We start from the raw sequence: 21533 nt of genomic DNA on the forward strand, positions 1-21533 counted from the left end.
CCTGCGGGTCGGCGGGCGCGCAGGGGCACAGGTTGGCGGCCATCACCAGCTGGAACCGGGCCGGATAACACGCCACCCCGTCGCGCCGGGCGAGGCGAATCTCCCCGTCCTCCAACGGCGTTCGCAACGCTTCCAGCACGTGGACGCTGATCTCGGCGCACTCGTCGAGGAAGAGCACCCCGCGGTGCGCTCGGCTGACCGCGCCCGGGCGCGCCATGCCCGAACCGCCGCCGACGAGCGCGGCCACGCTGGAGGTGTGATGCGGCGCCACGAAAGGCGGCGTGGTGATCAACGGCGTGTCCCCCGACAGCAGCCCGGCCACCGAATGGATGGCGGTGACCTCCAGCGACTCGCTCTCCGACAGGGGCGGCAGCAGGCCCGGAAGCCGTTGCGCGAGCATGGTTTTGCCGATGCCCGGCGGCCCGGTGAGCATGAGGTGGTGCGACCCGGCCGCGGCCACTTCCACCGCGAACCGCGCCTGGGTCTGACCGACCACGTCGGCCAGATCCGCCGAGGGCTCCGGCTCCGTGGCCCTCGTGGTGATCCTGTCGTCCAAGGCGGCGGACCCGCCGAGCCACCGCTGCAGTTGCCGCAGCGTGCGCACCCCCCAGACGTCGATGCCGTCGACCAGGCTGGCCTCGGCCAGGTTCTCCGCGGGGACGACGACGGCCGGCCAGCCGTCGCGCTTGGCCGCCAGCACCGCGGGCAGCACGCCGCGCACCGGGCGCACCCGACCGTCCAGCGACAGCTCGCCCAGCAGCACCGTCTTCTCCAGGCGGTCCCACGGGGTTTTCCGTTGCGCCGACAGGACGGCGGCGGCCAGGGCGATGTCGTAGACCGACCCCATCTTGGGCAGCGTCGCCGGGGACAGCGCGAGCGTGAGCCGCGACATGGGCCAGTCGTTGCCGCAGTTGCTCACCGCCGCCCGCACCCGGTCGCGGGACTCCTGCAGCGCCGCGTCGGGCAGACCCACCAGGTGCACGCCCGGCAGCCCGTTGCTGATGTCGGCTTCGATCTCCACGATCTGTCCGTCCACCCCGCGCACGGCGACCGAGAACGCCCGACCCAGCGCCATCAGCCGATCCCCTGCAGATGCGTGATCTCGGGGGTGCGCCGCCGCCCGACCCGCACCCGGATCACGTCGATGCGCAGCGCCGCCCAGCGCGTGTCCTGGCCGGCCAGCCACAGCGCGGCCAAGCGGCGCAGCCGGCGAACCTTGCGCTCGGTGACCGCGCACGCCAGCCCGCCATAGCCGTCACCGGTGCGGGTCTTCACCTCGACGAACACCGCCGTGCGGGCGGTCTCGTCACACGCGATGATGTCGAGTTCGCCGTAGCGGCAGCGCCAATTGCGGTGCAGGATGCGCAGTCCCATCCGGGTCAGGTGGTCGACGGCGAGCGCCTCGCCCATCGCCCCCAGCTGCGCCCGGGTCATGGGTGTTTCGGTGGTCATGCGGCCACGGTGCGCGATTGGTCCGACAAGGCGGGCCTTGGCGACTCGCGCCACGACCGGTCATCCCCAGTGCCGCGTCCATGCACAACGCGGCCGAAGGCGATCAGCCGATGCGATCCGCCCTGGTGTAGACGTTCATCGAGTCCTCCCGCAGGAACGCCACCAGCGTGATCCCCGACTCCTCGGCCAGCGAGACCGCCAGGGACGACGGCGCGGACACGGCGGCCAGCACCGGAATCCCGGCCAGCACCGCCTTCTGCGTCAACTCGAAGGAGGCCCGCCCACTGACCAGCAACACCGAACCCGCCAGCGGCACCCGCCGATGTTCCAGCGCCCAGCCGATGACCTTGTCGACCGCGTTGTGCCTGCCGACGTCCTCGCGGACCGCCCACATCGTGCCGTCGACGCCGAACAGCGCGGCGGCGTGCAGCCCGCCGGTGCTGTCGAAAACCTTTTGGGCCGAACGCAATTGGGCGGGCATCGCCTCCAGCGTGCTCGCCGCGACGGTCGCGGCGTCGGCCCCCGGCGCGAAGCGGCCGATCAGCCGGACCGCGTCGAGTGACGCCTTGCCGCAGACCCCGCAGGACGAGGTGGTGTAGAAGTTGCGCGTCACGTCGAGCGCCGGCGGCGCCACCCCGTCGGCCAGCGTCACGTCGAGCACGTTATAGGTGTTCGTGCCGTCGACGGCACCTCCGCAATAACGGATGGTCTGCACGTCGTCGCGGCCCCCGATAACCCCCTCGGTGAGCAGAAAGCCTTGCGCCAGTTCGAAATCCGCACCCGGGGTGCGCATGGTGACGGTGACCGCCGCGCCGTTGACCCGAATCTCCAGCGGCTCCTCGACGACGAGGGTCTCCGGCCGGGTGGTCGCCTTCCCGGCGGTGAGATGCTTCACCCGCCGGCGCGCAGTTACGTGCCGCACTAGCCGATTTCACCGTCGCCCGGCAGCCGGAGCCTCACGCAGCCAACGTACCGCGGTTGTCGGGCCGTCACACCGCCGACGCCAGCGCGGTCAGGGTCTCGGCCGAGGAGTGCACCGGCCGCCAGCCGAGCTGGGTGCGCGCTTTGGTGGTGTCCATGACCATCGACGTGCGCGCTGTGTGCAGCCACTCCAGCATGGACGGGACGAGCGGCACCCGGGACAGCGCGGCGGAAGCGGCCGCGGCCGCAACCGCCGGGACCCGCACCGGGCGGCCCCCCAAAGCGCGCACCACGTCGGCCACCGTCACGACGCCGTCCCCGGCGATGTTGTAGGCCCCGGGCGGCGCCGGCGCGGTGGCCGCCAGCGCGATCGCGCTCGCGACGTCGTCGTGGTGCACCAGCTGCAACGGGAAACCCGGATCCGGGACGACCGGCTTGAGAATGGGCAGCGCCTTGACCAGGGCGCGCACCGGGCCGGGCAGCTGGTTCCACGGCATCGCGTCGGCCAGCACGGTGGCGTTGGGCCCGGCCACGATGCAGGGCCGCAACACGAACACCTCGAGCGGCGAGTCCTTGGTGATCTCACCGAGCGCCGCCTCACAGGCCGCCTTCTGCGCCGAGTAGTAGTGCTCCGCGGACCCTCGCGCCGGGACGTCCTCGGTCAGGGGGCTGGGGTTGTCGCCGTGGTAGCCGTACGCGGCCACCGACGACGTGTACACCAGGCGCCGCGTCCGCTCACTGGCGACCGTCGCCTCGAACACGTTGCGGGTGCCCTCGAGGTTGATGCGGGCGCTCTCCTCCCGCGATCCCATGATGATGAAGGCCAGATGGATCACCACGTCGGCCTGTGCCACCAGGGCGTCGACGGCCTCACGGTCCAGGATGTCGCCCTGCTGGTAGGTGGTTTTCAGCCAGCCCCGCGACGCCGGGTCGAACGGACGGCGCGCCATCCCGATGATGGCGTCGACGGACGGCTCTCGCTCCAGCGCCGTCACCGCTGAGATGCCGATCTCTCCGGTGGGCCCGGTCACCGCGACGGTAATTCCCATCCCAAGGCTTTTTCCCGCCCGGGTCCCGACGAAACCACGGGTGGGCAACGTCACCGGGCTGCGGGCACGAACTGGTGACGTTTCCCGCGCCCGCGAGCGGATAGCCAAGACGCGTGGAATTCGTCGCAATCGCGCCGAACAGCGTGTGAGGCCCGGGTCGAAAGCCGATAATCTACGGCGATCGAACGAGGGGTCGGCTGGTCACGGCGCAGGAAAGAGGCACAGCATGGGGGATGAATCCACGGTCGCGGGCGGCCCGACGCCCGGCGGAGAGAAGGCCGACCCCGGCACGGTTTTCGCCGCCTTGGCCGAGATCATCTACCAGGGCTCGGACGCCGGTCAGATGTACGCGGCCATCTGCGTCGCGGCCACCCTGGTGGTCCGCGGGTGCGACCACGCCAGCCTGCTGGTGCGCGACGGCGACCGCTACATCACGGTCGGCGCGAGCGACCGACTGGCCCAGCAGATCGACGAGCTGGAGCGACGGTCCGGCGATGGCCCCTGCATCGACGCGATCGAGGAGGAAACCCCGCAGATCGACCCGGACCTGACCACGCCGTCGCTCTGGCCGGGACTGGCGAAGGTCCTGGTGGCGGAAACCCCGGTGCGCGGCGCGATGGGCTTTCGGCTGCTGGTCGACAAACGCAAGGGCGCCGCGCTCAACCTGTTCAGCGACACCCCCAACATGTTCGATGCCGAAGCGGCCGGGCGCGCGGCGGTGCTGGCGGCGTTCGCCAGCGTCGCCATCAACGCGGTCGCCAAGGGCGAGGACGCCACCAGCCTGCGCCGGGGGCTGCTCAGCAACCGCGAGATCGGCAAGGCGGTCGGCATGTTGATGCTGCTCCACGACATGACCGAGGAGCAGGCGTTCGACCTGCTGCGAAGGCATTCCCAAGCGCTCAACATCAAGCTGGCCGACGTCGCGCGGGAGGTCATCGAGAGGCGCGGCGAACTTCCGACGGCGGAAGACACGCAGCCGCCCGAGGGTGGCTAGCGCCGGCTATTCGGGCAGCCGCAGCTCGGGCTTTTCCACCTCTTCGATGTTGACGTCCTTGAACGTCACGACCCGCACCTGCTTGACGAAGCGCGCCGGCCGGTACATGTCCCACACCCAGGCGTCGGACAGGCGCAGCTCGAAGTACACCTCGCCGTCGGCGTTGCGCGGCACCATCTCCACGCTGTTGGCCAGGTAGAACCGCCGCTCGGTTTCCACGACGTAGCTGAACTGACCGACGATGTCCTTGTATTCGCGGTACAGCGAGAGCTCCATCTCGGTTTCGTACTTTTCGAGATCCTCGGCACTCATCTGTTCAGACGTCCTTCTCGGAGAAACACTTCCGGGCGTTCCGCCCAGGGAATCCTGGTCCCATCTTTCCTCACCGACATCCGCCACGCGCGGGCGGAGGGTCCCCTTTGCATTCCGCCACCACGCGGCTGCCCGATCCCCCTGACCCTATGGCCACACGCCGGACGTTGATGAACGAATGGCGGTGTTCGGGGCAGGGGCCGAGCTGCGTCAGCGCCGTGCTGTGCGCCGGTGTGCTGTAGCCCTTGTGTTCGGCAAACCCGTATCCCGGGTGGTCGGCGTCCATGGCGACCATCAGCCGGTCGCGGCTGACCTTCGCCAGCACGCTCGCCGCGGCGATGCAGGCCGCCACCGCGTCGCCGCCGATGACCGGCAGCGACGGCACCGCCAGCCCGGGCACCCGGAACCCGTCGCTGAGCACGTAACCGGGCCGCAGCGGCAGGCCCGCGACGGCGCGGCGCATGCCCTCGATGTTGGCGACGTGCACGCCGCGGCGGTCCACCTCGGCCGGCGGTATGAACACCACGTGGTAGGCCAGCGCGTAACGACGGATCAGCGGGAACAGTCTCTCCCGAGCGCTCTCCGTGAGCTTCTTCGAATCATCCAGGGCGGCAAGGCTTTCCAGCCGCCCCGGCCCGAGCACGCAGGCGGCCACCACCAGCGGGCCCGCGCACGCGCCGCGGCCCACTTCGTCCACGCCGGCCACCGGTCCCAGCCCGCTGCGGTACAGCGCCGACTCCAGCGTGCGCAGTCCCGACGACTTGCGGATCACCGTCCGCGGCGGCCACGTCGTGGCCATGGCTACTGATGCTGTTGCGGGTTCACCGACGACACGCCACCCCATCGCCCGGGCGGCCACACGATGAACCTCGCCTTGCCGATCACGTTCGACACCGGCACGGTGCCCGATGTGGGGTCGCCCGTGCACAACACGCCCTTGAGCGCCTCGGCCGGGACGCTGGTGCAGTGGGCACGCGAGTCCGCCGAGTGAGTGCGGTTGTCGCCCATCACCCACAACCGGCCCTGCGGCACGGTGACCGGGCCGAACTCGCTGCCCAGGCAGGGGTACACCGACGGGTCGGCCATCATCGTGGCCGGATCCAGGTAGGGCTCCTTGAGCGGCTTTCCGTTGACCGTCAGCCCGGTGTCGGCCCGGCACTGCACCGTCTGTCCGCCCACCGCGATGACCCGCTTGACCAAGTCGTTCTCGTCGGGCGGCACGAAGCCGATGAACGACAGGGCGTCCTGCGCCCAGCGCAGCGCGGTGTTGTTGGACCGGATCGACTTGTAGCCGAGGTTCCACGACGGCGGCCCCTTGAAGACGATGACGTCGCCGGGGCCGGGCGCGTGGAAGCGATAGGTGATCTTGTCGACCATGATCCGGTCGCCGACGCAGCCGGAGCACCCGTGCAGCGTGGGCTCCATCGACTCCGACGGGATCAGGTAGGGCCGCGCCACGAACGTCAGCATGACGTAGTAGAGCGCCACGGCGATCACGGCCAGCAGCGCGATTTCGCGCAGTGAAGACCGCTTGGCGCGCTCCGGCGCGTCCGGCCGTCCCGGCTCGGGAACCGTCGCCGACCCGCCCTCGGGCGGGTCCGGGATGCGGGTGGAGACCGTCGGCTCTGACTGGGCGGACGGGGGCTCAGGCGAGTCCGTGGGATCGGTCACGAGATCAGAGTAGCCAGCGCAGATTGTGGCGCGGTAAACCGACCGGGACTGCCGCCCGGCCGTGCCAGCTCAGCGCTTTTCCTTGATCTTGGCCTTCTTGCCGCGCAGCTCTCGGAGGTAGTACAGCTTCGCGCGGCGGACGTCGCCACGGGTCACCACCTCGATGTGATCGATGTTCGGCGAGTGCACCGGGAAGGTGCGCTCGACGCCGACGCCATAGCTCTCCTTGCGCACGGTGAAGGTCTCGCGGACCCCGCCGCCCTGCCGGCGGATCACCACGCCCTTGAACACCTGGATGCGCTCCTTGGCGCCCTCGATGACCTTGACGTGCACGTTGATGGTGTCGCCCGGGCCAAAAACCGGGATGTCGTCGCGCAGCGACGCTTGGTCGACGAAGTCCAGGCGGTTCATCGTAGAAGACACTTCCTTGCGGTCGCGGCCTGCGGCAACAGCCCCTCGGGGCGGTCGCCAAGCCGATGGTTTGGGGCAACTTGGGCGTATCTCGCAGCAGGGGAAGAAGCGGCCCGGCCGGCCGGCAACCGCTGGAGACAACTGGTCAATTGTGCCAGATAGGGCGGTTGCCATGAAAATCACAGCTTCCGAGGCGGTTCGCAGCGAGCCGAAATCGCTGGTGAATGGTACATATGACTGGGGTCAGAACGCCCTACCGGGCCCTGCGTGACGGCCGGGCAGGTGGCGCGACGAGCCCAGCGCCTGTGCACTCGGGCGCCCCGGAGCCACGTCGGAGGAGAGGAATGCGCGTTCGGCCGCTGATGCTGTTCACCGCCACTGCGGCGGTGGCGTTGGTGGTGGCCGCCGGGTGCGAGGCAAAGGTGCAGGCCAAGGCCTACAACTTCCCGGTGTACGTCACCGGAGACCGCGGTCTGCGCCAACCCACCCCGCAGGCGGCCCAGCTGATGCTCGAAGCGGTCAAGCCGCCGCAGCCGGAACCGCAACTGGCGATCCCGGGCCCCGTCGGCCTGCAGGCGCGGGTGCAGCAGGCGACCGACGAGGCCGCCGCCGCCGGGGCCGCCCTGTCGGTCGCGATCCTCGACCGCAAAACCCACCAGCTGGTCTCCACCGGCAACGGCCAGGTCATCGGCACCGCGTCGGTGGCCAAGCTGTTCATCGCCGACGACCTGCTGCTGCACGAATCCCAGGGCAAGGCCGCGCTGAGCGCGGACGACCGGCAGGCGTTGGACGTCATGCTTCAGTCATCCGACGACGGTGCGGCCGAACGGTTCTGGGGCCAGGGTGGCGAGAACGCCATCATCACGGCGGTCGCGGCGCGCTACGGGCTCGGATCGACCACCCCGCCCAGCGACGGGCGCTGGTGGAACACCATGAGCTCGATGACCGACCTGATCCGCTACTACGACATGCTGCTCGACGGATCGGGCGGGTTGCCCGCCGACAAGGCGAAGGTCATCGTCGACGACCTGGCCCGGTCGACCCCGAACGGGCTCGACGGCTACCCGCAGCGCTTCGGCATCCCGGACGGTCTGTACGCCGAACCGGTGGCGGTCAAGCAGGGCTGGATGTGCTGCATCGGCAGCGACTGGATGCACCTGTCGACGGGCGTGATCGGCGCCGACCGCCGCTACATCATGGTGGTGCAGTCCCTGCAGCCCTCGGACGACGCCACCGCCCGCGACACCATCACCCGGGCGGTGAAGACGATATTCCCCGAAGGCCGGACCGACCCGCTGCGCCGCGGGCTCTAGTCGCGGGCTTTAGTCCCGCGGGTCCAGCAGCTCCGGGCGCCGTTCGCGGGTGCGCCGCAGCGAAACCTCCCGCCGCCACGCGGCGACGCGCGCGTGGTCACCGGACAGCAGCACCTCGGGCACGTCGAGCCCGCGCCAGCTCGGCGGCCGGGTATAGCTGGGACCCTCGAGCAGCCGGTCCAGAGCCGGCGAGTGCGAATCCTGTTGATGCGACGCCGGATTGCCGAGCACACCCTCGAGCAGGCGCACCACGGCTTCGATCATCACCACCGCCGCCGACTCCCCACCGGGCAGGACGTAGTCACCGATCGAAACCTCTTCGACCCGCATCCGCCGGGCGGCGTCCTCGATGACCCGCTGGTCGATCCCCTCGTAGCGACCGCAGGCGAACACCAGGTGGGCTTCGGCGCTCCACCGCTGGGCGTCGGCCTGCGTGAACAATCGGCCCGCGGGCGTCGGGACCACCAAAACCGTTGCATCCGAACAGATCTCGTCCAGCGCCTCGCCCCATACCGGCGCCTTCATCACCATCCCGGGACCACCGCCGTAGGGGGCGTCGTCGACCGAGCGGTGCACGTCGTGCGTCCAGCCGCGCAGGTCGTGCACCCGCAGGTCGACCAGGCCCGAACCAATCGCCTTGCCGGGCAACGATTGCCGCAGCGGATCCAGGAAGGCCGGGAAGATGGTGACGACGTCGATCCTCATGCGAGATCCAGCAGGCCCTCGGGCGGATCGATCTCCACGACCCGGTCGTCGAGCGACACCGACGTGACGATCGCGCCGACGAACGGCACCAACACCTCCCCGCCGTCGGCCCGGCGCACCGCCAGCAGCTCACCGCCGGCGGTGTGCAGCACCTCGGCGACCACCCCGACGTCCCGGCCCGCCACGGTCCGCACGTGCAGCCCTTCGAGCTGGTGGTCGTAGTAGGTGTCCGGCTCGTCGATCGCGGGCAGGTCTGCGGAATCAACGACGAACACCGTGCCGCGCAGCGCGTCGGCGGAGTCGCGATCGCTCACCCCGGCCAGCCGCACCAGCAGCCGCCCGCCGTGTTCGCGCGCGCTCTCGACCACGAAGTCGCGTTCCCCACCGCCGCGAGATGGCTTGCCGCGCAAGGTGTTACCCGGCGCGAAGCGGGCGGCGGGGTCGTCGGTGCGAACCTCGACGACGACCTCGCCGCCGATCCCGTGCGCCTTCGCGACGCGCCCGACGGTCAACTCCAACGGAGTTCCATCAGCGCTACTGGTCGGTGTCCACCACGTCGACGCGGATGCCGCGGCCACCGATGCCGGCGACCAGCGTGCGCAGGGCGGTCGCGGTGCGTCCGCCACGGCCGATCACCTTGCCCAGGTCGTCGGGATGGACGTGGACCTCGACAGTGCGGCCTCGGCGGCTGGTCACCATGTCCACCCGGACGTCGTCGGGGTTGTCGACGATCCCCCGGACCAGGTGCTCCACCGCGTCAACGACGACCGTGCTCACGTCCGTCAGCTTTCGGTGCTCGGCGCGGCCTGCTCGCCGCCATCGGCGGCGGGCTCGGCTGCCGCCTCGGCGGGGGTCTCGGCGGGCTCAGCGGGGGTCTCGGCGGCAGCCTCAGGCTCGGCGGCCTTCGCGGCCTTCTTGGCCGGCGCCTTCTTCTTCGGCTTCGCGGCCTCGGTGGTGGGACCACCGTCGGCCTCGGCCAGCGCGGCGTTGAACAGGTCGAGCTTGCTGGGCTTGGGCGGGGCGACCTTCAACCGGCCCTCGGCGCCGGGCAGGCCCTTGAACTTCTGCCAGTCGCCGGTGATCTTCAGCAGCTTGAGCACGGGCTCGGTGGGCTGAGCGCCCACGGACAGCCAGTACTGGGCGCGCTCGGAGTTGATCTCGATGAGGCTCGGGTCTTCCTTCGGGTGGTAGCGGCCGATGACCTCGATGGAGCGACCGTCGCGGCGCGTGCGCGCGTCGGCGACGGCGATGCGGTACTGGGGATTGCGGATCTTGCCAAGCCGGGTGAGCTTGATCTTCACAGCCATGGTTAAGCGAACTCTCCTGTGTGTGTCACGCTGCAATTCAGCGATCGGGGCGGGATGCCGCGATCCGGTTTTGCCTCGAGTGTGATGACCGGGACGCGATCGTGATCGCGCCGCGGACAGCCGCCCATTGTGCCAGACAGCCGTGCCCAAGCAGAAATTTGCGCTCAGCCGTCGATGTGCGTGGGTGGGTTGCTGAATTCGGAACCCCATGGATGCAGGTCAGGACCCATCAGGTCGCAGCGAGTGGCGCCGCGGGAACCCGACCCACCATAGGCGGAATAGAACACCACGCAGCGTTGCCAGGTGCCGTCCGGAGAAACCGGTCCGTCGCACCTACTGACGGACAACCCGCCGTACAGGCAGCCGGCGCCGGCGGGTGGCGCCATGGCGATCAAGCCACCGGCCGTCAAGGCGGCAGCCAGTCCCCCGACGATGCTGCGCCTCATGGTGCCTCCCCATAGCGAAATGGCTGAGCCGGCTTGATCTTGCCGTGTCACATGACCTTCTGGAAGACCTTGGCCTCCACCCGGCGCGTCATCCGCCAGCCCTCAGCCGTGCGCAGGAACTCGTCGTCGTACCAGAGCCCGCAGAACAGCACCTGCTCCTTGTCGCCGCCGAGCACCATCGGGTTGAAGCAGATCACCCGCGACGAGGCCGTGTCGCCGTCGATTCGCACCGAGAAGTTGCCCAGCATGTGCGCGTACACCGGGAAGTTCGGCAGCACCTCCGACAGCCACTTCTTGACCTCGGGATAGTGGCCCTCGATGCCCCCGAGCGCGGTGTAGTCGATGTACGCGTCCGGGGTGAACACCTTATCGAGGTCGTCGAATCGGCGCTGGTCAATGGCGGTCGAATAGTCCACCAGCAGCTGCTGGATCTCTAGGCGGTCGGAAATCTCGGCCAGGCTCAACATGGGAGGGACAGTACTGAAAATCCGCACCCGGGTGGCCCGGAAGTTAGACTTTCGGCCCATGCGCAAGCTCATGGCCGCCGCCGCGGCCCTGTTCACGGTCGGTGCGGGTGCCACCGCCCCCACGTCGTGGGCCGACGCCATGCAGCCCGTCGGCTCGGTGCCGATCCCGGACGGGCCGGCCCAGACCTGGATCGTGGCCGACCTGGACAGCGGTCAGGTGCTGGCCGGCCGCGACCAGAACGTGGCCCACCCGCCGGCGAGCACCATCAAGGTGCTGCTGGCGCTGGTGACGCTGGACCAGGTCAGCCTGGACTCCACCGTGGTCGCCGACACCGCCGACACCCAGGTGGAGTGCAACTGCGTCGGCGTCAAACCGGGCCACGTCTACACCGCGCGCCAACTGCTCGACGGCCTGCTGCTGGTCTCGGGCAACGACGCCGCCAACACGCTGGCGCACATGCTGGGCGGCCCGGAGGCGACGGTCGCCAAGATGAACGCCAAGGCAGCGTCGCTGGGCGCCACGAGCACCCACGCCTCGACGCCGTCCGGCCTGGACGGGCCCGGCGGGTCGGGCTCCTCGACGGCCCACGACCTGGCCGTCATCTTCCGCGCCGCGATGGCCAATCCGGTGTTCGCGCAGATCACCGCCGAGCCGTCGGCGATGTTCCCCGGCGACCACGGCGATGCACCGATCACCAATCAGGACGAGCTGTTGCAGCGCTACCCCGGCGCGATCGGCGGCAAGACCGGCTTCACCGACGCCGCCCGCAAGACCTTCGTGGGGGCGGCCGCCCCCGGCGGCCGGCGGCTGGTCATCGCCATGATGTACGGCCTGGTGAAGACCGGTGGCCCGAGCTACTGGGACCAGGCGGCGACGCTGTTCGACTGGGGCTTCGCGCTCAACCCGCAGTCCAGCATCGGCTCGCTATAGGCCCGCGCCCGGGGCGGCCGCGGACAGCAGCGTCATCAGCATCGGAATCCGTTGCTCGGCGATCTGCGGCTGCGGCAGCACCCCCTCCACCACCGCGGCGCCGTCGAACACGTTGGTCAGCACCGCCACGAGCACCGGGAAGGTGTCCTGGGGGAAATTCTCGGCGCCCGGCAGCGCGCGCGCGGCCTCGTGGATTTTCGTGGAGTACTGGCGCAGCTCGTGCTGCAAGGTGTCCCTGAGCTTTTCGTCGGTGCGCGCCGCGACCAGCAGTTCGTAGAGTACGGCGTTGGTGGGAGCGGCGGTGACGTCGCGCAGGATCGCCAGGGCGGCTTCGAGCGCCGGGCGGTCCGGCGGTATTTCGGCGACCCGCTTGGTGAACGTCTCGAGCTGGCGGCGCAACACCTCGGACGCCGTGGCCGCCATGAAGTCGCCCATGGTCTCGAAGTGCCGGAACAGGGCGCCCACCGACACCCCCGCGCGTTTGGTGATCACGGCCGCCGACGCCCGCGCGTATCCGACCTCGATGATGGTCTCGATGCACGCGTCGAGGAGCCGGCCGACGGTCTCCTCCCGACGCTGCTGCTGGGTTCTGGCCATGTCACACCCCGATTTTCAGGGCGCCCTGGCCCCGGTGCCGCTGGCCCGCGCGCAGGTAGCGGCCCGATTTCACGGTTTGGCCGTAGCCGTCGCGGAATTGGCCCGCCCGGAAGACGACCGCGCCGCCGACACCGGTCGCGACGACGGCGTCGTCGTTGCGGTTGACCATGCGCCGCAGGCCCCCGTAGAAGGGCACCTCTTCCTCGTAGTAGCCCTCGACCGCCTCGTTGAGCCCGCTCGGGTCGATCACCACGAAGTCCGCGCGGTCGCCCTGGCGCAGCGTGCCGGCGTCGACCCCGAACCACTCCCCGAGCTCACCGGTCAGGCGGTGCACCGCCTGCTCGATGGGCATGAACGGCGCGCCGGCCCGGTGGGCGTCGCGGACCCGCTTGAGCAGCTTCACGGGGAAGTTGTAGAAGGCCATGTTGCGCAGGTGCGCGCCGGCGTCCGAGAAGCCCATGTGCACGCTGCCTTCCTTGGCGAGCGCGTCCAGCAATTTGGGCCGATGGTTGGCGACGGTGGTCGTCCACCGGACGTTGCGCTCGCCGTTCTCGACGAGCACGTCGAGGAAGGCGTCGAGCGGGTGCAGCTTGCGCTCGTCGGCGATGGCGCCAAAGCTCTTGCCGATCAACGATTTATCGGGGCATTCGACGATCACCGCGTCATGGAAGTCGCGGTGCCACAACGACGGGCCGAGCTTGACGCGGTCGAACTCGCGCCGGAACTGGCGGCGGTATTCCTCGTCGGCCAGTAACTCGTTGCGCTCCAACTGATCCCGCAGGTGCAGGGCCGCCGTCCCGGCGCCGAACTCCTCGAAGACCGGCAGGTCGATTCCGTCGGAGTACAGCTCGAACGGCACCGGCAGATGCTGGAACCGCACGCTCGAGCCCAGCAGTTTGTTCAGCAGCCGGGTCCCCGGGCCGAAGACGTACACCGACAGCGGCATCGACTTGGCGTCGGCCGAAACCAGCATGCTCATGCGAACACCTTTGCCCCGGTTGAGGATTCGGCTGCTCGCCAGAAAGAACAGGATCCCGGTCGACGGCTTGGCCACGTTGGGCGCGCTCTGCAGAATGCGGCCGCGCTTGCGCAGCACCTTGATCAGCCTGCGCCGCTCGCGCCAGGTCGCGAAGGTGGACGGCAGCGCCCGCGACCGAAAGCGCTCGCCGTCGAGCTTGTCGATGGGCGCGTCCATTCCCGACATGCCGAGCACGCCGGCGTCGAGCGCCTCCTCGAGCAGCGCCGCCATCTTCTCCACCTCGGCGTCGGTGGGCTTGACGGCGGCGTCGGTGGCCCGATCGAGCCCCAGCACCGCGGTCCGCAGGTCCGAATGGCCCAGCAGCGAGCCGATGTTCGGCCCGAGCGGCAGGGCGTCGATCGCCTTGATGTAGTCCGCCGCGGTGGACCACGTCTTGTTTTGCAGTGCGCCGTAGACGAATTCGCGCGGCACGGCTTCGACCCGGCTGAACAGGTCGGCGGCGTCCTCGGAACTGGCGTAGACGGTCGACAGCGAGCAGTTCCCCAGCAACACGGTGGTGACCCCGTGGCGCACGGACTCCCGCAGGCCCGGGTCCAGCAACACCTCGGCGTCGTAGTGCGTGTGCACGTCGATGAAGCCGGGAACCACCCACTTGCCGGCCGCGTCGATCACCTCGGGGCAACCCGCCTCGTCCAGCGGCGCGTCCGACACCGTGGCCACGACGCCGTCGCGGATACCCAGCGTGCGGGTGCGCGGCGCGGCGCCGGTCCCGTCGAACCACAGCCCGTCACGAATGATCACGTCGTAAGCCACTTTTTCCTCCAGGTCGTCGTGGTGGAACCGACCGTAACATAGATAGCAAGCACTCGCAATCTTTTTGGCCAGGGGCGTGTCGCCCTCGCCCGTCTACGCCTGCGGGCGGAACACCCGGCCGCGCAATATCACCAGGTCGGGGCGGCGCAGCACGGCCGGGCCGGACCGCGGGTCGTCGGCGAAGCACAGCAGGTCGGCCGACGCGCCATGGTCCAACACCGGCCGCCCCAGCCAGCGGCGGGCGTCCCAGCACGCCGCGCCCAGCGCCTCGGTCGGGCCCATCCCGATGCGCTTGAGCGCCTCGACCTCGTCGGCGATGCGTCCGGGCGCGACCATGGTGCCGGCGTCGCTGCCGGCGTAGATCGGCACGCCCGCCTCGCGGGCCGCGGCGATCCGGTCCAGGCCGCGGGCGTGCAGGTCGCGCATGTGGGCGGCGTAGACCGGGTACTTCGCGGCGGCCGCTTCGGCGATGCCGGGGAAGTTCTCCACGATGTTGACGAGCGTGGGGACCAGGACGGTGCCGTGCTCGAGCATCAGCGCGATGGCCTCGTCGGTGAGGCCGGTGCCGTGCTCGATGCAGTCGATGCCGGCCTTGATCAGGCCGGGCAGCGCGTCCTCGCTGAAAACGTGCGCGGTCACCCGGGCGCCATGGGCATGCGCGGTCTCGATCGCGGCCTTGAGCACGTCGTCGGACCACAGCGGGGCGAGATCGCCGACGCTGCGGTCGATCCAGTCCCCGACCAGCTTGATCCAGCCGTCCCCGCGCTTGGCCTCCTCGGCGACCGCCTGCGGCAGCTGCCATTCGTCTTCCAATTCGCGCGAGAAGCCCGCCGCATAGCGCTTGGGCCGGGCCAGGTGCTTGCCGGCGCGGATGATGCGCGGCAGATCGTCGTGCTCGTCGAGGCTGCGAGTGTCGGTGGGTGAGCCGCAGTCCCGCAACAGCAGCGCACCGACGTCGCGTTCGATTTCGGCCTGGGCGATCGCGTCGTCGATCGGGATCTCGCCGTGCTCGCCGAGGCCGACGTGGCAGTGGGCGTCGACGAGGCCGGGCACGATCCAGCCTTGAAACCCAGACGAGCCAAAGACGGTGTCGGCCCCCGCGACGGGCTCGGTGCTGATGCGGCCGTCGACGATCCACAGCTCGGTTGGGGTCTCGTCGGGCAGCCCGACACCTCGCACGTGCATACGCACGGCGGGTTAGTTTCGTCCCGGATTGCCTGGAAACTTGAGCTTGGACAAATCGAAATCCGCCAGGCCGGGCGGCAGCTCGTCGAGGCCCTTGGGCATCTGCGACAGGTCGGGGAAGCCGGCCGGCATGTTCGGCATCCCAGCGCCGAGCGGGTTGCGGTTCTTGGGCGGCGTCGGACCGCGCCCGCCCTTCTTGCCCTTCTTGCCCTTGCCGCCCTTGGCCTTTCGGGTCGCCGACTTGCGGCCCATGCCGGGAATGCCCATGCCGCCGAGCATCGACGACATCATCTTGCGGGCCTCGAAGAAGCGGTCGACCAGCTGGTTGACGTCGGACACCGAGACGCCCGACCCGTTGGCGATGCGCAGCCGCCGCGAGGCGTTGATGATCTTCGGGTCGGCCCGCTCCTGCGGCGTCATGCCGCGGATGATGGCCTGCAGGCGGTCGAGTTGCTTGTCGTCGACCTGGGCCAGCGCGTCTTTCATCTGGCCGGCGCCGGGCAGCATGCCCAGCAGGTTGCCGATCGGGCCCATCTTGCGGATGGCCAGCATCTGCTCCAGGAAGTCCTCCAGCGTCAGCTCGCCGGTGCCGATCTTGGCGGCGGCGGCCTCGGCCTGCTCGGCGTCGAAGACCTGCTCGGCCTGCTCGATCAGGCTGAGCACGTCGCCCATGCCCAGGATGCGGCTGGCCATCCGGTCGGGGTGGAAGACGTCGAAGTCCTCCAGCTTCTCGCCGGTGGAGGCGAAAAGGATTGGCACGCCGGTCACCTCGCGAACCGACAACGCGGCGCCACCGCGGGCGTCACCGTCGAGCTTGGTCAGCACGACGCCGGTGAAGCCGACGCCCTCGCGGAAGGCCTCGGCGGTGGTCACGGCGTCCTGACCGATCATCGCGTCGAGGACGAAGATCACTTCGTCGGGGTTGACGGCGTCGCGGATGGCGGCGGCCTGGCTCATCAGCTCCTCGTCGATGCCCAGCCGGCCGGCGGTGTCGACGATGACGACGTCGTGGTGCTTGGCGCGCGCCTCGGCCAGGCCCGCCGCCGCCACGGCGACCGGGTCGCCGGGACCGGATTCGGGGGACTCACCGGGATGCGGCGCGAACACCGGGACGCCGGCGCGCTCGCCGACGACCTGCAGCTGGTTCACCGCGGCGGGCCGCTGCAGGTCGCACGCGACCAGCAGGGGGGTGTGGCCCTGCCCCCGCAGCCAGGCGGCCAGCTTGCCGGCCAGCGAGGTCTTGCCGGAACCCTGCAGGCCGGCGAGCATCACGACCGTCGGCGGTGTCTTGGCGAAGGCCAGCTGGCGGGTCTCGCCGCCCAGGATGCCGATCAGCTCTTCGTTGACGATCTTGACGACCTGTTGCGCCGGGTTGAGGGCCCCGGAGACCTCCGCGCCCCTGGCGCGGTCCTTGATCCGGGTGACGAACGCGCGCACCACGGGCAGCGACACGTCGGCTTCCAGCAGCGCCAGCCGGATCTCGCGAGTGGTGGCCTCGATGTCGGCGTCGGTCAGTCGACCCTTGCCACGTAGTCCCTGAAGGGCACCGGTCAACCGGTCGGACAGCGATTCAAACACCCCGCCAGCCTAGTGGTACTGCAAGCGCGGCGAAGCCGGGCGCAGCAGGTGCCACTAAATCGGACCTAGTGGTACTGCAAGCGCGGCGGCCCGTCGACCGCGACACTGAAACCACGCACACGACACGCCGCAGAACGTGTGCGTGGTTTCAGTCTCGAGGAAGCGGCGCGCGGGCTTGAATGGCCTCATGCTCGAGGTGATCGACAAGGGAGCCTGCAGTCCGGACCATCCGGTGCCGCTGCTGTTCGTGCACGGCGGGTGGCACGCCGCGTGGTGCTGGGACGACGGTTTCCTGGACTACTTCGCCGACGCCGGGTACCGCGCGGTCGCGATGAGCCTGCGCGGGCACGGCGCCAGCCCGACGGACAAGCCGCTGCACAAGGTTTCGATCGAGGACTACCTCGACGACGTCCGCACGGTCGCCGACGACCTGGGCGGCTCCCCGGTGCTCATCGGCCATTCCCTCGGCGGCTACACGATCCAGCGCTACCTCGAGGACCGCACCGCCCCGGCCGCCGTGCTGGTGGGCTCGCTGCCGCCGTCGGGTGTGCTCGGGGCCTCGCTGCGCGTCTGGCGGCGCCGTCCGTGGATGACCGTGCACTCGTTCAACGACCCCACCTTGGTCAGATTCCTGCGCACGCAGAAGCTGGCGCGCGGGTATTTGTTCTGCGCGGACACGCCCGAGCACATCGTCGAATCCTGTTGGCACCGCGCCGGCCCGGAGAGCATCCGCGCGGCGATGACCGACCCGATGTTCCGCCGGGTCAAGACGCAGCGGGTGACGACGCCGATGCTGGTGCTCGGCGCCACCCACGACGGCTTCGTCAGCGTCGGCGCGGTGCGCGCCACGGCGCGCGCGTACGCGACCGAGGCGGAATTCTTCGACATGGGTCACAACATGATGCTCGAGCCGGGCTGGGCCGACGTCGCCCGACGCATCGACGCGTGGCTGGTGGCGCGCGACCTGGCGAGCCGGGTGGGATAACCCGCTCGAGTCGTTGCTGCGCCGAAAAGCGTTGGCGTGCTAGATTTCACAGCCACCGCTCAATCACGCCGGCCTCGTCGAAAACTGCACCATGGGGGGAAATGTCCGTGCAACCGGTCGCTCGCACGGATGCCGGCGTCGACGACAGCGGCCGGGCGCTGCGCGGGTGGCAGCGCCGGGCGTTGGTGAAATACCTGGCCGCCCGGCCGCGCGATTTCCTGGCCGTCGCGACCCCGGGGTCCGGCAAGACGACGTTCGCGCTGCGGGTGGCCGCCGAGCTGCTGAGCCAGCGCGCCGTCGAGCAGATCACGGTCGTGGTGCCCACCGAGCACCTCAAGGTGCAGTGGGCGCAGGCCGCGGCGCGGCACGGCATCGCCCTGGACCCGAAGTTCTCCAACTCCAACGCCCACACGTCGGGCGAGTACCACGGCGTCATGGTCACCTACGCTCAGGTCGCCGCGCACCCGACGCTGCACCGGGTGCGCACCGAACAGCGCAGGACGCTGGTCGTCTTCGACGAGATCCATCACGGCGGGGACGCCAAGACCTGGGGTGACGCGATCCGCGAGGCCTTCGGCGACGCCACGCGCCGGCTCGCCCTGACGGGCACGCCGTTTCGCAGCGACGACAGCCCGATCCCGTTCGTCGCCTACGAATCGGGCGCCGACGGGGTCCGGCGGTCGCGGGCCGACCACACCTACGGCTACGCCGAGGCCCTCGCCGACGGGGTGGTCCGGCCGGTGGTGTTCCTGGCCTACTCCGGGGAGGCGCGCTGGCGCGACAGCGCAGGCGAGGAGCACGCCGCGCGGCTCGGCGAGCCGCTGACCGCCGAGCACACGGCGCGAGCCTGGCGGACGGCGCTCGACCCGGCCGGGGAATGGATGCCGGCGGTGATCGCGGCCGCCGACCAGCGGCTGCGCCAGAAGCGCGCGCACGTGCCCGACGCGGGCGGCATGATCATCGCCTCCGACCGCACCGCCGCCCGCGCCTACGCCGCCCTGCTGACCACGCTGACCTCGGAGGCGCCGACGGTGGTGCTGTCCGACGATCCCGGATCGTCGGCTCGCATCAGCGAATTCGCCGCCGGCAGCAGCCGCTGGCTGGTGGCCGTGCGGATGGTCTCCGAGGGCGTCGACGTGCCCCGGCTCTCGGTCGGCATCTACGCCACCAGCGCCTCGACTCCCCTGTTCTTCGCGCAGGCCATCGGCCGGTTCGTGCGCTCGCGCCGGCCCGGCGAGACCGCGAGCATCTTCCTGCCGTCGGTGCCCAACCTGCTGCAGCTGGCCAGCGAGCTGGAGGCGCAACGCAACCACGTGCTCGGGGAGCCGCACCGCCCGGACGAGGATCCCCTCGACGGCGATCCCGCCACCAGGACGCAGACGGAGAAAACCGAAGCCGACAACGGCTTCACCTCGTTGGGCGCCGACGCCGAGCTGGATCAGGTCATCTTCGACGGCTCGTCCTTCGGCACCGCGGCCCCGGCCGGCAGCGACGAGGAGGCCGACTACCTCGGCATCCCGGGCCTGCTGGACGCCGAGCAGATGCGGGCGCTGCTGCACCGCCGCCAGGACGAACAGCTCCAGCGACGGGCCGCGCAGGGGGTGCCGGCCGCGGTCTCCGCGCCGCCGTCGATGCACGGCCAGCTGCGGGAGCTGCGCCGCGAGCTCAACACGCTGGTGTCGGCCACGCACCACCGCATCGGCAAGCCGCACGGCTGGATCCACAGCGAGCTTCGCCGCCGTTGCGGGGGCCCGCCGATCGCCGCCGCGAGCCGCGAGCAGATTCAGGCCCGCATCGAGGCCCTGCGGCGGCTCAACGCCGAGCACTCCTGAACTAGTCGCCGACCGGCTCCTGCAGCACCTCGACCGCGGGGCCGCCCAGCACTCCCAGCAGGTTCTGTTCGATCGCCGCCCGCGCCTCCGGTTCGGCGTTGGCATCCACCGTCACGCAGAAGACGTCGGCCGCCGTCGACCCGAAGGTGTTCACCTTGGCCCAGGCGATGTCGGCGCCGGCGCGTTCCAGCGCGCTGGTCAGCAACGCGAGCAGCCCCATGCGGTCCATGGCGCGCACCTCGAAGAGCAACTGGCCGGCCGTCGCGGTGTCGAGCCAGAGGATGCGCGGCGGGGCGGTCGACCGGGTGACGGGGACACCGGCCTGAATCTCGCCGGCCCGCGCGGTGGCGGCGCTGACGGCGTCGCTGTCGCGCCTCTCCAGCGTGCCGAGGACATCGAGGTCGCCGGCCAGCGCGCCGTTGAATTGCTGGCGCAGCAAGCCCGATTCGGGCGGCGAGCCGAACACCGGCGACACGACGAACTCGACGATCGCCACGCCCTCGTGAATGTTGGCCAGCGCCGAGTGAATTCGCAACGAGTTCAGCGCCAGCACCGCGGCGGCCTTGGACACCAGCCCGCGCTGGTCCGGCGCGAGCATCACCGCGGTCAAGCGCTCGCGGTCACCGGGTGTGATCTCCACATGCACGCCGCGCCCGGCCGCCAGCGAAAGATAATGCGGCGCAACCGGTTCGGCTTCCGGCAGCGGCTCGCCCGCCATCACCAACCGGCAACGACGGACCAGATCCTCGATCAGCGACGCCTTCCAGTCGCTCCACACCCCGGGCCCGGTGGCCTTCGAATCCGCCTCGGCCAGCGCGTGCAGCAGCTCGAGCAGCTGCGGGTCCCCGTTCAGGGCAGCGGCCACCGACTCGATGGTCTTGGGGTCGTTGAGGTCGCTCCGGGTGGCGGTGATCGGCAGCAGTAGATGGTGGCGGACCATGCCGGCGAGCGTCTCGGTGTCCTGGGTCGACAAGCCGAGCCGCTCGCCGATCGGGATCGCCAGATCCGCGCCGAGCACGCAGTGATCGGTGCCGCGGCCCTTGCCGATGTCGTGCAGCAGGGCGCCCAGCGCAAGCAGGTCGGATCGCGCCACGCGGGTGGTGAGCGGGGCGGCGTTGACGGCGGTTTCGACGATGTGGCGGTCGACGGTCCACTTGTGCGAGACGTCACGCGGGGGCAGGTCGCGCACCGCGTCCCATTCGGGGAAGAGGCGGCCCCACAACCCGGTTCGGTCCAGCGACTCGATCGTGTTCACCGTCGTCGGTCCCGCCAGGAGCACGACCAGTAGGTCGTCCAGCGCCTCCCGCGGCCACGGCGACGGCAAGTCGCCGGCGCTGTCGGCCAGCCGTTTGAGCGTGCCGGCGCCGATGGGCAGGCCGGTGTCCGCCGACGCGGCCGCGACGCGCAGCACCAGCCCGGGGTCGGTCTGGGGGTGGGCGTCGCGGGCGAGCACCACCTCGCCGTCGTACTCGACCACGCCCTCGTCCAGCGGTCGCCGCCGCGGGCGCCGCACCAAAGCGGTGAAGCCGCGTCGCGGCAGCGCGTTCTGCGCGGTCCGCAGCCCGGTCTCGGCGTGGTAGGCGAT

At 70.3% G+C, this 21533-nt stretch carries 23 protein-coding genes and 1 pseudogene; 5 read left to right on the top strand and 19 right to left on the bottom strand.

All coding sequences use genetic code 11. The annotated features are described in order from the left end of the window. From A5702_RS20655 to A5702_RS20670, 4 genes are all read right to left on the bottom strand, one after another. The coding region (locus tag A5702_RS20655) for a YifB family Mg chelatase-like AAA ATPase (protein WP_068223254.1) at positions 1-1075 on the bottom strand (1075 nt) is incomplete at its 3' end. Further along, positions 1075-1452 carry a YraN family protein gene (locus A5702_RS20660; protein WP_055403245.1) on the bottom strand — a complete coding sequence of 126 codons (378 nt, stop codon included), beginning with the start codon at positions 1450-1452 and terminating at the stop codon, positions 1075-1077. The genes A5702_RS20655 and A5702_RS20660, both read right to left, overlap by 1 nt. 103 nt (positions 1453-1555) lie before the next feature. Then, positions 1556-2374: a formate dehydrogenase accessory sulfurtransferase FdhD gene (fdhD, locus tag A5702_RS20665; RefSeq protein ID WP_068223257.1), complete on the bottom strand. Its 819-nt coding sequence runs from the start codon at positions 2372-2374 to the stop codon at positions 1556-1558. A gap of 67 nt (positions 2375-2441) precedes the next feature. Beyond that, positions 2442-3422: an NAD-dependent epimerase/dehydratase family protein gene (locus A5702_RS20670; RefSeq protein ID WP_068223261.1), complete on the bottom strand. Its 981-nt coding sequence runs from the start codon at positions 3420-3422 to the stop codon at positions 2442-2444. A 226-nt stretch (positions 3423-3648) separates the two neighbouring features. Here A5702_RS20670 and A5702_RS20675 point away from each other — a divergent pair, with 226 nt between their 5' ends. After that, entirely contained in the window at positions 3649-4416 is a 768-nt protein-coding gene (locus tag A5702_RS20675) for a GAF and ANTAR domain-containing protein (RefSeq protein WP_068223264.1), read from the top strand. Between the two features lie 6 nt (positions 4417-4422). Here the strand turns inward: A5702_RS20675 and A5702_RS20680 are convergent, their stop codons facing one another. The 4 genes and pseudogenes from A5702_RS20680 to rplS all read right to left on the bottom strand — a co-directional run bounded on the left by A5702_RS20680 (position 4423) and on the right by rplS (position 6810). Further along, complete coding sequence (locus A5702_RS20680) at positions 4423-4728, bottom strand: DUF2469 domain-containing protein (protein WP_007171389.1); 306 nt, start codon at positions 4726-4728, stop codon at positions 4423-4425. Between the two features lie 48 nt (positions 4729-4776). Next, positions 4777-5527 (bottom strand): annotated as a pseudogene (locus A5702_RS20685) (ribonuclease HII); the annotation flags it as partial. A 2-nt stretch (positions 5528-5529) separates the two neighbouring features. Further along, positions 5530-6333 carry a signal peptidase I gene (lepB, locus tag A5702_RS20690; protein WP_369817955.1) on the bottom strand — a complete coding sequence of 268 codons (804 nt, stop codon included), beginning with the start codon at positions 6331-6333 and terminating at the stop codon, positions 5530-5532. Between the two features lie 135 nt (positions 6334-6468). Further along, positions 6469-6810, bottom strand: a complete 342-nt coding sequence (rplS, locus tag A5702_RS20695) for a 50S ribosomal protein L19 (RefSeq protein ID WP_055403251.1) — start codon at positions 6808-6810, stop codon at positions 6469-6471. A 344-nt stretch (positions 6811-7154) separates the two neighbouring features. Between rplS and A5702_RS20700 the strand changes: the two genes are divergently transcribed. Further along, positions 7155-8123 carry a hypothetical protein gene (locus tag A5702_RS20700; protein ID WP_055403252.1) on the top strand — a complete coding sequence of 323 codons (969 nt, stop codon included), beginning with the start codon at positions 7155-7157 and terminating at the stop codon, positions 8121-8123. Positions 8124-8132: 9 nt separating this feature from the next. On the opposite strand, the gene trmD is transcribed toward A5702_RS20700, so the two are convergent. From trmD to A5702_RS20730, 6 genes are all read right to left on the bottom strand, one after another. Then, entirely contained in the window at positions 8133-8828 is a 696-nt protein-coding gene (trmD, locus tag A5702_RS20705) for a tRNA (guanosine(37)-N1)-methyltransferase TrmD (RefSeq protein WP_067815138.1), read from the bottom strand. After that, positions 8825-9346: a ribosome maturation factor RimM gene (rimM, locus tag A5702_RS20710; RefSeq protein ID WP_068223270.1), complete on the bottom strand. Its 522-nt coding sequence runs from the start codon at positions 9344-9346 to the stop codon at positions 8825-8827. Before rimM ends, trmD begins: the two co-directional genes overlap by 4 nt. Positions 9347-9362: 16 nt before the next feature. After that, positions 9363-9605 (bottom strand): RNA-binding protein, encoded by a 243-nt coding sequence (locus A5702_RS20715; protein WP_003878715.1) that lies wholly within the window; start codon positions 9603-9605, stop codon positions 9363-9365. Positions 9606-9610: 5 nt separating this feature from the next. Beyond that, positions 9611-10135: a 30S ribosomal protein S16 gene (gene rpsP, locus A5702_RS20720; protein ID WP_068223274.1), complete on the bottom strand. Its 525-nt coding sequence runs from the start codon at positions 10133-10135 to the stop codon at positions 9611-9613. Positions 10136-10299: 164 nt separating this feature from the next. Beyond that, the gene (locus A5702_RS20725) at positions 10300-10581 is read right to left on the bottom strand and encodes a hypothetical protein (protein ID WP_068223277.1); all 282 of its coding nucleotides are present in this window, start codon (positions 10579-10581) and stop codon (positions 10300-10302) included. A gap of 47 nt (positions 10582-10628) precedes the next feature. Beyond that, positions 10629-11048: a nuclear transport factor 2 family protein gene (locus A5702_RS20730; RefSeq protein ID WP_055403257.1), complete on the bottom strand. Its 420-nt coding sequence runs from the start codon at positions 11046-11048 to the stop codon at positions 10629-10631. Positions 11049-11106: 58 nt separating this feature from the next. Between A5702_RS20730 and A5702_RS20735 the strand changes: the two genes are divergently transcribed. Beyond that, positions 11107-11979 carry a D-alanyl-D-alanine carboxypeptidase family protein gene (locus A5702_RS20735; protein WP_068223280.1) on the top strand — a complete coding sequence of 291 codons (873 nt, stop codon included), beginning with the start codon at positions 11107-11109 and terminating at the stop codon, positions 11977-11979. On the opposite strand, the gene A5702_RS20740 is transcribed toward A5702_RS20735, so the two are convergent. From A5702_RS20740 to ffh, 4 genes are read right to left on the bottom strand one after another with little or no spacing between them, the layout of a single operon-like run. Continuing rightward, the gene (locus tag A5702_RS20740; protein WP_055403259.1) at positions 11974-12576 is read right to left on the bottom strand and encodes a TetR/AcrR family transcriptional regulator; all 603 of its coding nucleotides are present in this window, start codon (positions 12574-12576) and stop codon (positions 11974-11976) included. The two genes, A5702_RS20735 and A5702_RS20740, sit on opposite strands and share 6 nt — an antisense overlap. A gap of 1 nt (position 12577) precedes the next feature. Beyond that, positions 12578-14428 carry an amidohydrolase family protein gene (locus A5702_RS20745; protein WP_156669694.1) on the bottom strand — a complete coding sequence of 617 codons (1851 nt, stop codon included), beginning with the start codon at positions 14426-14428 and terminating at the stop codon, positions 12578-12580. Positions 14429-14461: 33 nt separating this feature from the next. Beyond that, positions 14462-15553, bottom strand: coding sequence for an amidohydrolase family protein (locus A5702_RS20750; protein WP_156669695.1), 1092 nt, complete (start codon positions 15551-15553; stop codon positions 14462-14464). A 12-nt stretch (positions 15554-15565) separates the two neighbouring features. Then, a complete protein-coding gene (gene ffh, locus A5702_RS20755) occupies positions 15566-17131 on the bottom strand; it encodes a signal recognition particle protein (RefSeq protein WP_055403261.1) in 1566 nt (521 codons plus the stop codon). Between the two features lie 187 nt (positions 17132-17318). Between ffh and A5702_RS20760 the strand changes: the two genes are divergently transcribed. Further along, positions 17319-18116 carry an alpha/beta hydrolase gene (locus A5702_RS20760; protein ID WP_055404846.1) on the top strand — a complete coding sequence of 266 codons (798 nt, stop codon included), beginning with the start codon at positions 17319-17321 and terminating at the stop codon, positions 18114-18116. A 101-nt stretch (positions 18117-18217) separates the two neighbouring features. Continuing rightward, positions 18218-19948 carry a DEAD/DEAH box helicase gene (locus A5702_RS20765; protein ID WP_068223289.1) on the top strand — a complete coding sequence of 577 codons (1731 nt, stop codon included), beginning with the start codon at positions 18218-18220 and terminating at the stop codon, positions 19946-19948. Between the two features lies 1 nt (position 19949). Here the strand turns inward: A5702_RS20765 and A5702_RS20770 are convergent. Further along, the coding region (locus tag A5702_RS20770; protein ID WP_068223292.1) for a [protein-PII] uridylyltransferase at positions 19950-21533 on the bottom strand (1584 nt) is incomplete at its 5' end.

The organism is Mycobacterium sp. E3339, assembly GCF_001666915.1.
Classification (GTDB): domain Bacteria; phylum Actinomycetota; class Actinomycetes; order Mycobacteriales; family Mycobacteriaceae; genus Mycobacterium.

Coding starts and splice junctions, on each gene's coding strand:
- A5702_RS20670 (WP_068223261.1), bottom strand. CDS start 3,422: ATGGGAATTACCGTCGCGGTGACCGGGCCCACCGGAGAGATCGGCATC.
- A5702_RS20675 (WP_068223264.1), top strand. CDS start 3,649: ATGGGGGATGAATCCACGGTCGCGGGCGGCCCGACGCCCGGCGGAGAG.
- A5702_RS20680 (WP_007171389.1), bottom strand. CDS start 4,728: ATGAGTGCCGAGGATCTCGAAAAGTACGAAACCGAGATGGAGCTCTCG.
- A5702_RS20765 (WP_068223289.1), top strand. CDS start 18,218: ATGTCCGTGCAACCGGTCGCTCGCACGGATGCCGGCGTCGACGACAGC.
- A5702_RS20735 (WP_068223280.1), top strand. CDS start 11,107: ATGCGCAAGCTCATGGCCGCCGCCGCGGCCCTGTTCACGGTCGGTGCG.
- A5702_RS20725 (WP_068223277.1), bottom strand. CDS start 10,581: ATGAGGCGCAGCATCGTCGGGGGACTGGCTGCCGCCTTGACGGCCGGT.
- A5702_RS20660 (WP_055403245.1), bottom strand. CDS start 1,452: ATGACCACCGAAACACCCATGACCCGGGCGCAGCTGGGGGCGATGGGC.
- A5702_RS20730 (WP_055403257.1), bottom strand. CDS start 11,048: ATGTTGAGCCTGGCCGAGATTTCCGACCGCCTAGAGATCCAGCAGCTG.
- A5702_RS20760 (WP_055404846.1), top strand. CDS start 17,319: ATGCTCGAGGTGATCGACAAGGGAGCCTGCAGTCCGGACCATCCGGTG.
- A5702_RS20700 (WP_055403252.1), top strand. CDS start 7,155: ATGCGCGTTCGGCCGCTGATGCTGTTCACCGCCACTGCGGCGGTGGCG.
- A5702_RS20750 (WP_156669695.1), bottom strand. CDS start 15,553: ATGCACGTGCGAGGTGTCGGGCTGCCCGACGAGACCCCAACCGAGCTG.
- rpsP (WP_068223274.1), bottom strand. CDS start 10,135: ATGGCTGTGAAGATCAAGCTCACCCGGCTTGGCAAGATCCGCAATCCC.
- trmD (WP_067815138.1), bottom strand. CDS start 8,828: ATGAGGATCGACGTCGTCACCATCTTCCCGGCCTTCCTGGATCCGCTG.
- A5702_RS20740 (WP_055403259.1), bottom strand. CDS start 12,576: ATGGCCAGAACCCAGCAGCAGCGTCGGGAGGAGACCGTCGGCCGGCTC.
- rplS (WP_055403251.1), bottom strand. CDS start 6,810: ATGAACCGCCTGGACTTCGTCGACCAAGCGTCGCTGCGCGACGACATC.